The sequence below is a fragment of the Merdimonas faecis genome (genome assembly GCF_001754075.1).
GTDB classification, from domain to species: domain Bacteria; phylum Bacillota; class Clostridia; order Lachnospirales; family Lachnospiraceae; genus Merdimonas; species Merdimonas faecis.
The window spans coordinates 18273-33519 of sequence record NZ_MIEH01000012.1; the positions used below are offsets into that span (position 1 = coordinate 18273).

Here is a 15247-nt window from a genome sequence, read left to right on the forward strand (position 1 = left end):
GTGCCTATGGTGAAAGAACAGAATCAGAATGTAGATAAGTATGATATTCCGGTCTGGAGAAAGTACACTCTGAGCGTGCAGGAAGCGGCAAAATATTTTCACATCGGAGATAAGAAGCTGCGAAAGCTGATTGACGAGAATCCGGATGCAGAATTTATCCTCTGGAATGGATCAAGACCTCAGATCAAGCGCAGAGTGTTTGAACAGTTTATTGATGAAAAATTATCTGCCATATAAAAACGGCAAATACACGATAGATTCGGAGCCAAGTTTATGGTAATATATGAGTATCATAGCTTGGCTCTTTTCTATGACAGTTAGGTTGATAGAAAGGAGAACTGAATGTCAGAAGTAAGACGAGACAACAAAGGTCGCAAGTTATTTAATGGAGAGAGCCAGCGCAAAGACGGGAAATACGAATACAAGTATCAGGATGCATGGGGCAAGAGAAAGACGGTGTACAGTTGGAAACTGACTCCGGCTGATCGAGTTCCGGCAGGAAAACGTGATGATATTTCCCTGAGAGAAAAAATTAAGCAGATTCAAAAGAATTTAAACAGCAATATCACACCGGATGGCGGTAATTTTACAGTTCTGGAACTGGTGGAAAAATATATTTCACAGAAAACTGGTGTTCGTCATAACACAAGGTCAAATTACAACTTTGTGGTCAATGTAATCAAAAAGGAAGACTTTGGGCAGAAGCGCATTGACAAGATTAAGGTGTCCGATGCCAAAGAATGGCTGATAAAAATGCAGCAGATTGATGGGCGTGGTTACAGTTCCATTCACACGATCCGAGGTGTCGTAAGACCTGCCTTTCAGATGGCGGTGGATGATGATTTGCTGGTAAAGAATCCGTTTGAATTTCAGCTGAACACCGTTGTTGTGAACGATAGTGTCACAAGAGAAGCTATCACACGACAGCAGGAAAGAGATTTCTTGGAGTTTGTGAAGAACGACAAGCATTTCTGTAAGTACTATGACGGTATCTATATCCTGTTTAAGACAGGACTTCGTATTTCTGAGTTTGTTGGATTGACAAAGAAGAACCTTGATTTTGAGAACAGCAGAATTATCGTAGATCATCAGCTTCAGAGAACCAGAGATATGAAATATATTATTGAAGATACCAAGACAGAAAGTGGCGAGCGCATGGTGCCTATGACACCGGAAGTGAAGGAAGCGTTTCAGCGTATCCTTGCCAACAGAAAGAATCCAAAGGTTGAGCCTATGGTAGATGGGTACAGTGGATTCTTGTTTTTGGATAAGAACGGCAGACCGATGGTGGCACTTCACTGGGAGAAATATTTCCAGCATATCCGTGAGAAGTACAACAAGATTTACAGAGTACAGATGCCGAAAGTTACTCCTCATGTTTGCAGACACACTTTCTGTTCCAATATGGCGAAGTCCGGTATGAATCCAAAAACGCTTCAATATATCATGGGTCATAGTGACATCAGTGTAACACTGAATGTTTACACGCATCTAAACTACGATGATGCAGAGGAAGAAATGCAGAAAGTAGTGGGTACAGCTTCTATGAAATCGACAACGCACCGTAAAAGGTGCGTGTCGTAAATCTTTTGAATTTACGATAGAATTTACGACAAATAATGACAAAAACAAGCCAAAATAAGCGTAGTTATACCAAGTTATGGTTGTGATGCCTCTGTCGTAGAAATGCCGAAAAGTGGCGTAAAATCAAGAAAAATCAGTATTTTCAAGGAGTTTTAGATATATGATAAAAGTATTATTCATCTGCCACGGCAATATCTGCCGCAGCACCATGGCTCAATTTGTTTTTCAGGACATGGTAAATAAGGCCGGACTTTCCGGCAATTTCCACATCGACTCCGCAGCCACCAGCCGGGAGGAGATCGGCAATCCGCCCCACCACGGAACAGTGAGGAAAATGAAGGAGGTAGGGATTCCAGTGCTTCCCCACCGTGCTGTGCAGATGACAAAAAAAGATTATGAAAACTATGACTATCTGATTGGGATGGATTCCTGGAATATCCGTAATATTCTTGGCATCATCGGGAATGGAGACCCGGAAGGAAAAGTGGCCAGGCTTCTGGACTTTACATCCCGGGCGGGCCAGGACATCGCAGATCCCTGGTATACAGGCAATTTTGACGTCACCTACCGGGATGTAAGGGAAGGCTGTGAGGGCCTGCTCTGTCAGATCATGGAAGAAGGAATATAAAAAACCGCATCGGAAAAGGGAAAACCTGGTCCGATGCGGTACTTTTTATGCCTGAGAAACCCGTTTGTTAATTGTATCCTGAATCAGGCAGTAGGAGACAATGCTAAGGCCTACAATACCAAGAATCAGGTATAAAACATTAGAGCTGCCGTTCATATTTTTGATCCGGTCACAGCGCTCGCCCATTTTGTAGAGCCAGTACCACCCGTAAATACCACAGGTGATCAATGTGAATAAAAATACCATTCCGCCGGTAGTAGCGCCTGGTTCGCCCGCCAGGGCATTGACTTCATCATTCATCTTGATCATCCAGTAGATGCCGTAAATACCACAGGTGATAATGGAAAAGATAATACAAAGAACGATATTCCTTGGCTGTATGCCAAAGTTTTGCCCGGGCACCGGCTGCCCGCTGTAGCCGTATGCCTGCTGATTCTGATAGTGATATTGCTGATGATACTGCTGTTGCTGCTGGCTTCCGTTGGGATCAGAGTATGAACCGTTATTCTGGCCGGAATAATGAATGTCCGGAAGAGGACTTCCACATTCCTGACAGGAGGAAGCGCTGTCTGCATTTGTTGCTCCGCATTTTGGACAATATTTCATAAAGAACCTCCTACGATGTAAAAACAATTTTTATCCATCATACCACAAAAGCGGGAAAGTTTGTGCTTTTTTCTAAAGAAATTTCTGGACATCTCTGTTTTCTTCATGTATGATATATGAAACTGTCTGTAGATTTTCAGATCAGCCGGATTCCCGGCGCCCCAGACAGATGTCTGACTAATAATCACCGCATAAGCAAAAGAAAAAGAGAATGAAAGAGAGGCCGACTTATGTTTGCACAAATTATCAACAGTTTAAGTGACCTGCTGTATACCTATGTCCTGATCGTACTTCTGCTGGGGACTGGAATCTATTTTACGGTAAAAACCCGTTTTGTCCAGTTCCGTTTCCTGCGGGAAGCTATACGCGTTGTTATGGAGCCTAAGGACAATGAGGAAGGGTTATCATCCTTCCAGGCACTGATGGTTTCTACCGCGTCCAGAGTAGGGACGGGGAATATTGCCGGTATTTCTACGGCTATCTGTATCGGGGGGCCGGGAGCCGTTTTCTGGATGTGGCTGACAGCGCTTCTGGGAAGTGCGTCTGCATTTATCGAAAGTACACTGGCACAGATTTACAAGAGAAAAGCCCAGGATGGTACCTGCTATGGCGGACCGGCGTACTATATTCAGGCTGCATTGAAAAAACGCTGGCTGGGAGCCGTGTTTGCAGTATTTCTTATCATGACATATATGGTGGGCTTCAATATGGTGGCATCTTTTAATATCACCGATTCCTTCCGTGCCTACAGCTTCTTTCAGGAAGGCAGCACACCGATGATTGTCGGAGGCGTGCTTGCTGTTATTTTCTGTATTTGTATCTTTGGAGGCAGCACACAAATTTCCAAGATCACAGGGATTCTGGTTCCGCTAATGGGTATTTTTTATCTGGCAGTAGCTCTTTTTATTGTAGTGACTCATTTTGAACTGATTCCGAAGATGTTTGCAGACATTTTTACGAATGCATTTGATTTTCAGGCTATCTTTGGCGGATTCACGGGTTCCTGTATTTTGCAGGGAATTAAAAGAGGGCTTTTTTCCAACGAGGCGGGTGTCGGGTCGGCGCCCAATGCGGCTGCCAGTGCGTCTGTGTCTCACCCGGCCAAACAGGGGCTGGTACAGATGCTGTCCGTATTTATTGATACCATTGTGATCTGCTCTGCCACGGCTTTTATGCTGCTGTGCTCCGGTGTGGCTCCCAGTGATACATTAAAAGGGATGCCCTGGGTGCAGGCTGCGGCGGCGGAGTCGCTGGGCGGTTTTGGAACCACATTTATTACCATTGCATTGTTCATGTTTGCGTTTACGACTTTGATCGGAAACTACTTTTATGCAGAGATGGGGCTTGGATATTTGTGCGATAAAAAGCCGGGCAAAAGGATGCTCATTGCCTTCAGGATTTTTGCAACTGTAGTGGTGTTCGGCGGAGCGCTTATGGAATTCAGTGTTGCCTGGAGTACGGCAGACGTGATCATGGGATTCCTGGCTCTTATTAACCTTCCGGTGATCATTCTGCTGGGAGGTCCGGCAGTGAAGTGCCTGAATGATTACAGAAAGCAGAAAAAGGCGGGAAAGAATCCGGTATTTAAAGCGGCTGATATCCAGCTGGCAGACAAAACGGATTTCTGGAATTAGAAATGAAGACAAGCGAAAGCCCCGGAGATTATCCGGGGCTTTCACCGTTGTCGTTATAGTTATCTAAAGGAATGAGAGAGAAAGTGCAGCACTCGAATCAATTTCAAGTGCATTTACTTTATGAGGGGGAGATAGTTGATGTCTTGTTCAACTATCTGAGTCTTATTATAAAAGAGAAATATGTCCAAAGTATGTTGATTCCCTAAAAGAAAACGAAAATTTCTTAAACTGATATTAAGAAATCATAATGAAAAACTGATACTTCCTTGATTCTTGCCGGGAATCCCGGTATGATAGATATAAATATCGATTTTGTAACATGAGAGGAACGAGCATGGAGGATTCATATGTATTAGAACTGCTGGAGCCTAAGTTCAAGGATTTTCATCTGGTATACTGCGGATATGCGCAGTGTGAGGCCAGACACAGCTACGGGCCGGCGACCCGTCCAAACTATATCATCCACTATATCCTGGAGGGGAAGGGTGTATATCAGGTGGGTGGGCGGAAGTATCAGCTTTCCGCCGGACAGGGATTTTTAATCGAGCCGGAGACGCTGACATTTTATCAGGCGGACAAGGATGAACCATGGAGTTATCTCTGGGTCGGTGTTGGAGGAACAGAGGCCGAAAAATATATCCAGGATATAGGGCTTAACAGCAGCCAGCTGATCTTCCAGTATGAACAGGGCGAAAGGCTGAAGAAGATCGTTCTGGAAATGCTGAAGCATACCCGGGTGACGGTGGCAAATCTTTATTATCTCCAGGGCCAGCTTTATGATTTCTTTTCGGCGTTGACAGAAGATGATGTCATTGATTCCTGTGTAGATATCTCAAAAGAGAGCGTTTATATACAGGAAGCCGTGACATTTATCCGCAATCACTATTCCCGGGGGCTGAACGTAGCGGATATTGCAAAGCATATGAATGTAAACCGCAGTTACTTATATACATTGTTTAAGGATAATCTGGGAATGTCACCGAAAGATTTTCTGACTAAGTTTCAGATTTCACAGGCAAGGGAGCAACTTGCGCTTACAGATCTGTCTATCGAGGAAGTGGCGGAGGTCTGTGGATATCACAGCTGCCTTGTGTTTTCCAAAGCGTTTAAAAAGGAAAATGGTATGACGCCCACTGCGTACAGAAAGAGGAAGCGGCTGGAGACAAAGCGTACCGTACCTGCAAGTCCGGAAGAACTTAAGGGAATCGGGCGAAAGGTAAGTCTTGGACTGGAAGAAAAATAAAAAGAGGTGGTACAATGGGAAAATATGTAATGGCGTTGGATGCGGGAACAACCAGCAACCGATGTATATTATTTAATAAAAAGGGGGAAATCGTAAGCGTAGCGCAGAAGGAATTTACCCAGTATTTTCCAAAACCTGGATGGGTAGAGCATAATGCGGATGAAATCTGGTCTACGCAGCTTGGAGTAGCGGTAGAGGCAATGACTAAGATTGGCGCTTCGTCAGAGGATATTGCCGCGCTGGGTATTACCAATCAGAGGGAGACGGCCATCGTATGGGATAAGAAGACCGGAGAGCCGGTATGCAATGCTATCGTATGGCAGTGCAGGCGTACGGCAGAATACTGTGATCAGCTGAAAGAGAAGGGCTATACGGAGATGATCCGGAAAAAGACAGGGCTTATCATAGATGCATACTTTTCGGCGACTAAGATTAAGTGGATTCTGGATCATGTGGAAGGCGCAAGGGAGAGGGCCGAAAGAGGCGAACTGTTATTTGGGACGGTTGAGACCTGGCTGATCTGGAAGCTGACAAAGGGAAAAGTCCATGTGACGGACTATTCAAACGCCTCCCGGACCATGCTGTTTAATATCAATACTCTGGAGTGGGACGAGGAAATCCTGAAGCTTTTGGGTATTCCGTCTTCTATGCTTCCCAAGGCTATGCCGTCCAGCTATATTTATGGAATGACAGACAGCTCCTATTTTGGCGGGCCGATTCCGATTGGCGGAGCGGCAGGAGACCAGCAGTCCGCACTGTTCGGGCAGGTCTGTTTCCATCCGGGAGCGGCGAAAAATACGTACGGGACAGGCTGCTTCCTTTTGATGAATACCGGGGAAAAGCCTGTGTTTTCGGAAAACGGGCTGGTGACTACCATCGCATGGGGGCTGGACGGAAAGGTAGAATATGCGCTGGAAGGTTCTATCTTTGTGGCGGGAGCCGCTATCCAATGGCTGAGAGATGAGATGAGGCTGATAGATTCCGCTATGGATTCGGAATATATGGCACAGAAGGTAAAGGATACAGGCGGATGCTATGTAGTGCCGGCATTTACCGGTCTGGGCGCACCGCACTGGGATCCCTACGCCCGCGGCACGATCGTCGGGCTTACCCGGGGGGTCAACAAATATCACATCATACGGGCGACACTGGAATCCCTGGCTTATCAGGTGAACGATGTGCTGGGAGCTATGGAAGCAGACTCCGGCATCAGGCTGACATCGTTAAGGGTAGACGGTGGAGCAAGCGCCAATAATTTCCTGATGCAGACGCAGGCGGATATCATAAATGCGCCGGTAAAACGGCCTAGATGTATCGAGACCACTGCCATGGGTGCAGCGTATCTGGCCGGTCTTGCAGCAGGGTACTGGAAAAGCCGGGAGGAAGTCAGAGAAAACTGGGCCATAGACAGGATCTTCGAGCCTGAAATGAAAGAAGAAGAACGGACAAATAAGATCAGAGGATGGAACAAAGCCGTCCGCTGTGCATATCACTGGGCAAAGGACGAGGAGTAGGAATAATGAAAATTTTAAAAATGACATGTACCGGATGCAGAAATGGCTGTCTTATGACGGTGGAGACGGAAGATGGAGAGGTACTGGATGTGGATGGCAACGGATGTATGAGAGGCTATGCCTATGCACAGAGGAAGGTGTCACATCCGGAAAATCAGCCGGAAGAACAGAGTAAATGATTTGTAAAATTGACGAAATATTCATGGTTTTTGTGGACATTTCTGTTGGAATATACTAAAATAGTACTATCGACGCAATTTGAAGGAAAGAAGGGAACGAATCATTATGAAGAGAAATGTAATCGTAGGACAGTCAGGCGGACCGACTGCCGCTATTAATTCAAGCCTTGCAGGAGTTTACCGTACCGCAAAGGATCGCGGAGCCAATAAAGTATACGGGATGCTCCATGGTATTCAGGGACTTTTGGAGGAAAAATATATTGACCTTTCCGACCATATCAAGACTGAGCTGGATGCGGAGCTCCTGAAGAGAACACCGGCCGCTTTTCTTGGGTCATGCCGTTTTAAACTGCCGGAGATCCATGAAGACAGAGAAGTATATGAGAAAATTTTTGATATTTTAAATAAATTAGATATCGAGGCATTTATCTATATCGGTGGAAATGACTCTATGGATACGATCAAGAAATTATCAGATTATGCGATCATTACCGGCCATACCACCAGATTTATCGGCTGTCCGAAGACTATTGATAATGACCTGGCGCTGACAGATCATACGCCGGGATACGGAAGTGCTGCAAAGTATATCGGCACATCTATGAAAGAGATCATCCGGGATAGCTTCTGCCTGGAGTACGAAAAGGGAATTGTAACGATTGTAGAGATTATGGGAAGAAATGCCGGATGGCTGACAGGCGCTGCCGCCCTTTCCAGAGGAGAGGACTGCGAAGGACCGGATCTGATCTATCTTCCGGAGATCCCATTTGATATACAGGAATTCAGCGAAAAGGTAAAGAAACTGATCGCAGAAAAGCCGTCCATCGTGATCGCCGTATCCGAAGGTATCCGTACTCCGGACGGGACCTATGTATGCGAGCTTGGCAACAGCATTGATTTTGTAGACGCATTCGGGCATAAACAGCTGTCTGGAACAGCATCCTATCTTGCCAGCTTTATTGCGGGTGAGCATGGATGTAAGACTCGGGCCATTGAGTTGAGCACACTTCAGCGTTCTGCTTCTCATGCGGCTTCCCGTGTAGATATACTGGAGGCATACCAGGTAGGCGGTGCGGCTGTCAAAGCGGCAGACGAAGGAGACTCCGGAAAGATGGTTGTTTTGCAGAGATTATCCGATGATCCGTATCAGTGCGGAACAGAGGTAAAAGACGTACACAAGATTGCTAATGACGAAAAACTGGTGCCAAGAGAGTGGGTAAACGAAGATGGAACCTATGTTACAAATGAGTTTATCTCTTATGTGCGCCCGCTGATCCAGGGAGATGTATCTCCGGTTATGGTAGACGGGATTCCGCGGCACCTGTATGCACCAAAGGAATTAAGCCACAGATAATAATAAAATCAAAGCTTACAGGCGGCAGATTTTTCTTTGCCGCCTGTAAATTTCTACTTGTATTTTTTCGCCAAATCCAGTAATATATAAATTACTCTAAATCAATTTCGAAATTCTAACAGAGTTCATGAAATGTTCCATTTCACTATTTCAGTATTTATCCAATAATCAGTTTTAAACAAAATGAGGTGATATGATTGGCAGTCAAAGAAGGTTATGATGTCCTGCGTCTGATCGAGCATGGACAGACATGCTACATCAGTTCCGAGTATGTGCGGGGAAGGCCGCTGGCATGGTATATCAAGGAGCATCCCAGGATACCAAAGAAACTGCTGCTGGAGTGGATCCTGCACCTGGAGCGTCAGCTTGAAATGCTTCATAAATGCAGAAATCATCCCTGTTATCAGTATGTTAATCCTTATAGTATTATCGTGTCGGAAGAGGGAGGATTATATTTTTCTGACATGGAGGCTGGCTCTAATGAAGAGATGCTCCGTCTTATGAGGAAGAAAAATATCCGGGAACATTTTCTGCCGCCCGGAATGCCCTACTATAGAAAGGCATCTGTAAGTCTTGACGCCTACGGACTTGGAAAAACCGTACAGTATCTGTTGGCAATGACGGAAGCAGATCCCAAGCTAAACTGGAAGGAGACAGGAAGGCTCCGAAAAATGACATCTCATTGTCTGAACCAATTCTCAAAAAAGCAAATCCAGAATATCTCGGAAATCCGGAAGTATATCCCTATTTATCAGGAAAAACAACCAAATATAGCAGGTAAATCCCGGGCAATCCTTGCCGTGGCTGCTTTGCTGTGTGTACTGGCTGCGGCCTGCCGGGTCGGGATTACGGCAAGCCGCACCCAGGATGCCTCGATGAAATCGGAAGAGAGGGGGAACGGCAAAATCTCTGCAGACAGTGAAAAAGAGACAGATGCAGAACATTTGGATGAGCGCATGGAACTGGCGTTTGCCTACTTTCTGGAACTGGAGGATTATCAGAAGGTGCTGGATACCCTGAAGCCCATACAGGACAGTTCCACAGAAGCCGAAGCATTAGCAGCCGTGGCAGCCGCATTTACAGATCCGGAACATTTCGGGGAAAAGGAGACATTACAGATGCAGCTTGAGAAGCTGGAGAGAGAGGCGGACAGGGCAGAAAAAGATGGGAAGTCCAAGGAAGCCCTGAAGTTTCGCCGCTGCACGTTTCAGGGATACCTGCTTTTGGATACCAGGGATGGAGCAAAAGAGGCGATCCGTCTGGGGGAAAAATGTCTGGAGAATGAAAGGCTGGAGGAACAGGAGATTAAAAGGATCAGGGCGGGGATGGCGGCTTCCCGTGAAAAGCTTGAAGAATACGAAGCGGCGGCGGACATGTATGCACAGCTTCTGGAAACTGCCGGGGAGGATGAGGAAAGATTGGAGTATTTTGGAAAAGCAGCGGCACTTTATGAAGAATGTGGAAGGGGAGATATGGCGCTTGAAATCTGCATCCGGGCGGTGGAGGAATTCCCGCAGGAACGGATATTAAAGCTGCTTCATATCCGCCTGCTCTGCCAGGATACATCCATTGACAGAACAGTCTGTGCACAGACGATCCGGGAGTACCTGGGGCAGGATCCGGCACTGAAAGACAGTGAAGAATTTCAAAAGCTGCAGAAGGAATATGGAATCAGAGTAGAAGGAGGAGAAGTATGGGTCGGAGAGTGAAGAGCATTGTGGCTTTATTGATGGTGCTGTGTCTTTTGTACTGGCAGCAGGATCAGATCAGCTATGCAACAGAAGAAGAGGGAAATACCGGAAATGAGCAGGAAAATCCGGAGGAGAAGCCTGTCGTTGAGAAATATGAGCTGTCGGTGCTGGGGGAGGATGGGCAAAATGGATATTATGTCTCATATCCGGAAATAGAAGTCCGGCATATCAGCGAGGCGGGAGCAACCTGGTGCCGGCTGGAGAATGGCGGCGGAGAAGTGATAGAGCAGGTGCTGGAGGAAAAGGGCGCATCGGCAGTATTAGGCCCGGAGCAGCTGCGAGAAGGGAAAAACAAGCTGATGGTATGGATGACGGATGAAGAGGGAACGGAACTGGAGGAATATAGATTTCAAAGAACTTTATGGATCGATACGGCAGCGCCTGAAATAACGCTGGATACTTTAAACGGGACGGAGGTGTGGTATGATGCCGGTACGGATCTGTCTGTGGCGGCGGATGACGGAAAAGATGGAAGCCAGGTGGCGGAGATCTCGTGTTATGCCAACGGAGGAGCTGTTGGATGGACAGACCAGAGCAGAGCAGTGTTTAGGATAGAAACCTTTTCCAGCGGAGCACGTCCGGTAGATGTGGAGATATATGCCGTAGATCTGGCAGGCAACAGAGCTTTCAGAGAATGCAGCCTCTATATTGACGGAGAAGCGCCGGAAGTGTCTATTACAGGAGTACAGGATTATATGATTACCAGTCAGCCTGTGGAACTTCACTTTGCTGCCAAGGAAGAAAATGTGTTTCGTACAGTTTTGGGGACTGTTGACTGGGAGGCTCCGGATGGAGGAGTAAAACAAAGAACAGTTGAGAGCTGGACCGATACGGCAGAGGGAAAAACCGGGACAGTGGCGCTTGAGGAGGACGGAAGCTATCAGGTCCGGATGGAAGCTGCTGACGGAGCAGGGCATATAGCGTCTGCAGCAAGAAGGTTTACAATAGACCGGCACAATCCGGTCATACGTTATATAGACGAGCTGGACGGCACATATCAAAAAAGCTTTCGGCTGGATCACACCTATGGAGAGCTGATCCAGGACTTTACTACCGTTACATGCACTGTGACACTGGATGGACAGCTGTATCCCCTGGGGAAACATGTGATTCGGGAAGGGCTGCATATCCTGGAATTGAAGGCTGTAGATTCAGCCGGAAATGTGGGCACGGCGAAAGCGGAATTTGTCATTGACCATACAGCGCCCGAGATCGTTTTCAAAGATTTAAAAGAGGGGGAGGCTTATGAGGAAACACATACTTTCCAGGTAACAGTAAGCGATCAGAATGACACGATCCAGGAAATCCGGATTAATGGAATCCGGCAGGCGACCAGCGGGCATAGTAAAATATATCAATATACGGTAGAGGAAGAAAAAAGCTATGAAGTATCTGTAAAGGCAGTTGACCAGGCTGGCAATCAGACCGTGGAAAGGATCAGCTTTGAGATCGTACCAAAGGCTACGCTTGCAGAGCAGATTTTAAAGCCAATTCAGGAGACACTGGGAATGGAAACAAAATCAGGGGAGCCGGTAACCGATAAAGGAACGGAGCCAAAGGGAAACGACAGTATGAAAGGCTGGAAGATTGCGTTGGGAGCAGGCGTGGGAGTCCTGGCTGCGGGAAGTGCGGGCTGGGTATTCAGGAAAAGAAAACAAAAGCTATAGAATTCTTCCTAAAAAGGGAGGATGCCGGGTGACCGATCGGCTCGGTCCCCGGCATGTATTATGAAAAAGTTTATTCAATCATAAACTGCGAAACGTCTTGTTTGTTTTGATGGTTTTAGTATAAGCGACAGCTGTGAAGAAATGGTGATATAGAAATGAAAGATTTTTGAAAGATAAATGAACAAATTATGAACATAGAGGAATTCTACATTGGAAAATCGGGAAAAATGATTTATACTATATAGCACAGATGAAGAAAGGAACGAAAGAGAGATGAAGTATATATCATTTGCGATCCCTTGCTATAACTCACAGGACTATATGGCACATGCGATTGAAAGTATCCTGCCGGGCGGCGAGGATGTGGAGATCATCATCGTCAATGATGGCTCCAAAGACGATACCCTGAAGATAGCCCGGGAGTATGAAGGGAAATATCCGGATATTGTCCGGGTAGTAGACAAGGAAAACGGCGGTCACGGAGATGCGGTTACCGCAGGTCTTACTCATGCGTCGGGCTCCTATTTTAAAGTAGTGGACAGTGATGACTGGGTAGATGAAGAGTCGCTTCACAAAATCCTGGCTCTGCTGCGCCGGTTCCAGGATGAGGGAGAAGAGATCGATATGCTGGTTTCCAACTATGTATATGAAAAGGTGGGAGTGGAGCACAAAAAATGTATCCACTACCGGAATGTGCTCCCGCAGGATGAGATTTTTCACTGGCAGGATATCGGACATTTCCGTATCGATCAGTATATACTGATGCATTCGGTAATCTACCGGACAGATCTCTTGAAGCTGATCCAGTTAAGGCTTCCCAAGCACACCTTCTATGTAGATAACATTTATGTTTATTACCCCCTTCCGCATGTTAGAAAGATGTACTATCTGGATGTGGATTTTTACCGCTATTATATTGGAAGGGAAGACCAGTCTGTCAATGAAAAGGTTATGATAAGCAGGGTTGACCAGCAGATATATGTGACAAAAACGATGATCGATATGTATGATCTGAATAAGATCTCCAGCAAGAAGCTTAAGAATTATATGATCAACTATCTGGCAATCATGATGACTGTCTCATCTATCCTGCTGATCCGTTCCAAAAAGCAGGAGAATCTGGCAAAGAAAAAGGAACTCTGGACTTATCTGAAAAAGAAAGATCTGAAGGTATTTTTGAAAATCCGGTATGGAATTCTTGGACAGACTATGAATATTCCGGGAAAACCCGGCAGAAAAATTTCCTCCCTGGCATACAGTGTGGCCAGAAGACTGGTAGGATTTAACTAAATCAGACATATTTCAGCAGCCATGCAGCATACGATACATCAGATAAAGATGGAAGAGGTATGTGCATGGCTGTTGCTATGGAAAGGGTATATGAAAACCAGAAGATAGAGAACATTTTAAACCTGGCAATGGATGCGACTCCGGCTGAAAGAGAAAGATCGCCGGAGCTGGAAACAGGGTACGACCAGGAGGCAGGGACCTGGGAGCTGATCATCAAATATTCCGGGAGTCTTGAAGCGGCTGCCCCTTTGGCGGAGGAGATTACGGAGCTTTTAAATGAATATGCCATTGTCAGGATCCGCGAGGAGAGGATTCGGGAATTAGCGGCATTGCCGGAAGTGGAGTATATAGAGAAGCCGAAACGGCTTTTTTTTGAAGTGGAAAATGGAAGGAGAGTTTCCTGTATTGATTCTGTACAGGACTCTCGTTTTTCTTTGTTCGGGAAAGGAGTCCTGATAGGAGTGATTGATTCGGGAATTGACTATGCGAACCTGGATTTTCGAAAGGAAGACGGCACTACCAGAATTATCGCACTTTGGGATCAGCAGCTGGAACAAGTGTATACAAAGCAAGAGATAAATGAGGCTCTGGAAAAGCAGGAGCCTGGGGAGCGTGTCAGTATCGTTCCCAGCGTGGACAGCACGGGACACGGCACAGCGGTTGCGGGAATCGCAGCCGGAAATGGCCGGGGAAGCGGAGGAAGGTATGCCGGGGCGGCGCCTGAGAGTGAGCTTATTGTGGTTAAGATGGGAAGGGCAAGGCAGGATGGCTTTCCGAGGACCACTGAGCTGATGCGGGGGATTGATTTTGTGATCAGGAAGGCCATGGAGCTTAAGATGCCGGTTGCGGTTAATATCAGTTTTGGAAATACCTATGGATCTCACGACGGAACATCCCTGTTAGAACGGTTTATTGATGACATGGCAAATATCTGGAAAAACGTGATCTGTATCGGGACCGGAAATGAAGCGGCCAGTGCAGGCCATGCCGCGGGGGTGCTCGCAGAAGGGAAAGAAGAGGTGATCCGGCTGGCGGTAGAAAACCGGCAGACAGGTTTTAGCATCCAGATCTGGAAAAATTATACAGACAAAGCTGAAATCGCACTGATCAGCCCGTCGGGAATTAAGGTTGGCCCATTTCAGGAACGGCTTGGCCCGCAGAGATTTTCGGTGGAGCAGACAGAGATTCTTTTATACTACGGAGAGCCAAGTCCCTACAGTACTGCACAGGAAATCTATGTAGAGCTTCTTCCTCGGGAAGCCTATGTTGGAGCTGGCGTATGGGAAATTGTCCTGACGCCGGTCCGGATTGTGTCCGGGAATTATTCCCTTTGGCTCCCCAGTGAAAATGTATTGAATCAGGGAACCGGATTTTTGCTGCCATCCAGCCAGACGACACTTACGATCCCGTCCACCGCCGCCCGGGTCATCAGCGTTGGGGCTTACAATTCCAGAACATTTGCCTATGCGGACTTTTCCGGAAGAGGAGGAATCTGGCAGAATCCGGATGTAAAACCAGATCTGGCGGCGCCGGGGGTGGATGTAACTACAGTGGCGGCAGGGGGCGGATATGCACAGTTTACCGGGACTTCGTTTGCGGTGCCGTTTGTGACTGGAGGGGCGGCGCTTTTGATGGAATGGGGCATTATCCGGGGCAATGATCCTTATCTGTATGGAGAAAAAGTGAAGGCTTACCTGCAAAGAGGCGCAAGACCCCTGCCCGGATTTACGGAATATCCCAATCCCCAGGTGGGGTATGGGGCGCTGTGTGTGCGGGCAAGCCTGCCGGTGTAGAAGC

13 protein-coding genes are annotated in these 15247 nt (G+C 46.8%); 12 read left to right on the top strand and 1 reads right to left on the bottom strand.

The genetic code is table 11. From position 1 onward, the window contains the following. Positions 1 to 6 precede the first annotated feature (6 nt). From BKD12_RS05565 to BKD12_RS05575, 3 genes are all read left to right on the top strand, one after another. Positions 7 to 237 (top strand): excisionase, encoded by a 231-nt coding sequence (locus BKD12_RS05565; RefSeq protein WP_015573231.1) that lies wholly within the window; start codon positions 7 to 9, stop codon positions 235 to 237. Between the two features lie 105 nt (positions 238 to 342). Further along, positions 343 to 1584: a site-specific integrase gene (locus tag BKD12_RS05570; RefSeq protein WP_015573232.1), complete on the top strand. Its 1242-nt coding sequence runs from the start codon at positions 343 to 345 to the stop codon at positions 1582 to 1584. Between the two features lie 160 nt (positions 1585 to 1744). Then, positions 1745 to 2212, top strand: a complete 468-nt coding sequence (locus tag BKD12_RS05575) for a low molecular weight protein-tyrosine-phosphatase (protein ID WP_070088333.1) — start codon at positions 1745 to 1747, stop codon at positions 2210 to 2212. Positions 2213 to 2257: 45 nt separating this feature from the next. Here BKD12_RS05575 and BKD12_RS16420 read toward each other — a convergent pair whose 3' ends face one another. Continuing rightward, positions 2258 to 2818 carry a DUF4234 domain-containing protein gene (locus tag BKD12_RS16420; protein ID WP_083262851.1) on the bottom strand — a complete coding sequence of 187 codons (561 nt, stop codon included), beginning with the start codon at positions 2816 to 2818 and terminating at the stop codon, positions 2258 to 2260. A gap of 230 nt (positions 2819 to 3048) precedes the next feature. Here BKD12_RS16420 and BKD12_RS05590 point away from each other — a divergent pair, with 230 nt between their 5' ends. The 9 genes from BKD12_RS05590 (at position 3049) to BKD12_RS05625 (ending at position 15243) form a co-directional block, all read left to right on the top strand. Further along, positions 3049 to 4452, top strand: a complete 1404-nt coding sequence (locus BKD12_RS05590) for an alanine/glycine:cation symporter family protein (protein WP_070088335.1) — start codon at positions 3049 to 3051, stop codon at positions 4450 to 4452. A 334-nt stretch (positions 4453 to 4786) separates the two neighbouring features. Next, on the top strand, positions 4787 to 5695 hold the full coding sequence (locus BKD12_RS05595) for an AraC family transcriptional regulator (protein WP_070088336.1): 909 nt from the start codon (positions 4787 to 4789) through the stop codon (positions 5693 to 5695). Between the two features lie 14 nt (positions 5696 to 5709). After that, the gene (glpK, locus tag BKD12_RS05600) at positions 5710 to 7209 is read left to right on the top strand and encodes a glycerol kinase GlpK (protein WP_070088337.1); all 1500 of its coding nucleotides are present in this window, start codon (positions 5710 to 5712) and stop codon (positions 7207 to 7209) included. 5 nt (positions 7210 to 7214) lie between these two features. Next, the gene (locus tag BKD12_RS16880; RefSeq protein WP_176730928.1) at positions 7215 to 7388 is read left to right on the top strand and encodes a hypothetical protein; all 174 of its coding nucleotides are present in this window, start codon (positions 7215 to 7217) and stop codon (positions 7386 to 7388) included. Between the two features lie 106 nt (positions 7389 to 7494). Then, positions 7495 to 8742 (top strand): 6-phosphofructokinase, encoded by a 1248-nt coding sequence (locus BKD12_RS05605; protein ID WP_070088338.1) that lies wholly within the window; start codon positions 7495 to 7497, stop codon positions 8740 to 8742. Between the two features lie 197 nt (positions 8743 to 8939). After that, positions 8940 to 10451: a hypothetical protein gene (locus BKD12_RS05610; RefSeq protein ID WP_070088339.1), complete on the top strand. Its 1512-nt coding sequence runs from the start codon at positions 8940 to 8942 to the stop codon at positions 10449 to 10451. Next, the gene (locus tag BKD12_RS05615) at positions 10436 to 12160 is read left to right on the top strand and encodes an Ig-like domain-containing protein (protein WP_070088340.1); all 1725 of its coding nucleotides are present in this window, start codon (positions 10436 to 10438) and stop codon (positions 12158 to 12160) included. The genes BKD12_RS05610 and BKD12_RS05615 overlap by 16 nt, the downstream gene beginning before the upstream one ends. A gap of 273 nt (positions 12161 to 12433) precedes the next feature. Then, positions 12434 to 13450 (top strand): glycosyltransferase family 2 protein, encoded by a 1017-nt coding sequence (locus tag BKD12_RS05620; protein WP_070088341.1) that lies wholly within the window; start codon positions 12434 to 12436, stop codon positions 13448 to 13450. 65 nt (positions 13451 to 13515) lie between these two features. After that, on the top strand, positions 13516 to 15243 hold the full coding sequence (locus tag BKD12_RS05625) for a S8 family peptidase (RefSeq protein ID WP_242872715.1): 1728 nt from the start codon (positions 13516 to 13518) through the stop codon (positions 15241 to 15243). Positions 15244 to 15247 lie beyond the last annotated feature (4 nt).

Coding starts and splice junctions, on each gene's coding strand:
- BKD12_RS05565 (WP_015573231.1), top strand. CDS start 7: ATGGTGAAAGAACAGAATCAGAATGTAGATAAGTATGATATTCCGGTC.
- BKD12_RS05570 (WP_015573232.1), top strand. CDS start 343: ATGTCAGAAGTAAGACGAGACAACAAAGGTCGCAAGTTATTTAATGGA.
- BKD12_RS05575 (WP_070088333.1), top strand. CDS start 1,745: ATGATAAAAGTATTATTCATCTGCCACGGCAATATCTGCCGCAGCACC.
- BKD12_RS16420 (WP_083262851.1), bottom strand. CDS start 2,818: ATGAAATATTGTCCAAAATGCGGAGCAACAAATGCAGACAGCGCTTCC.
- BKD12_RS05590 (WP_070088335.1), top strand. CDS start 3,049: ATGTTTGCACAAATTATCAACAGTTTAAGTGACCTGCTGTATACCTAT.
- BKD12_RS05595 (WP_070088336.1), top strand. CDS start 4,787: ATGGAGGATTCATATGTATTAGAACTGCTGGAGCCTAAGTTCAAGGAT.
- glpK (WP_070088337.1), top strand. CDS start 5,710: ATGGGAAAATATGTAATGGCGTTGGATGCGGGAACAACCAGCAACCGA.
- BKD12_RS16880 (WP_176730928.1), top strand. CDS start 7,215: ATGAAAATTTTAAAAATGACATGTACCGGATGCAGAAATGGCTGTCTT.
- BKD12_RS05605 (WP_070088338.1), top strand. CDS start 7,495: ATGAAGAGAAATGTAATCGTAGGACAGTCAGGCGGACCGACTGCCGCT.
- BKD12_RS05615 (WP_070088340.1), top strand. CDS start 10,436: ATGGGTCGGAGAGTGAAGAGCATTGTGGCTTTATTGATGGTGCTGTGT.
- BKD12_RS05620 (WP_070088341.1), top strand. CDS start 12,434: ATGAAGTATATATCATTTGCGATCCCTTGCTATAACTCACAGGACTAT.
- BKD12_RS05625 (WP_242872715.1), top strand. CDS start 13,516: ATGGCTGTTGCTATGGAAAGGGTATATGAAAACCAGAAGATAGAGAAC.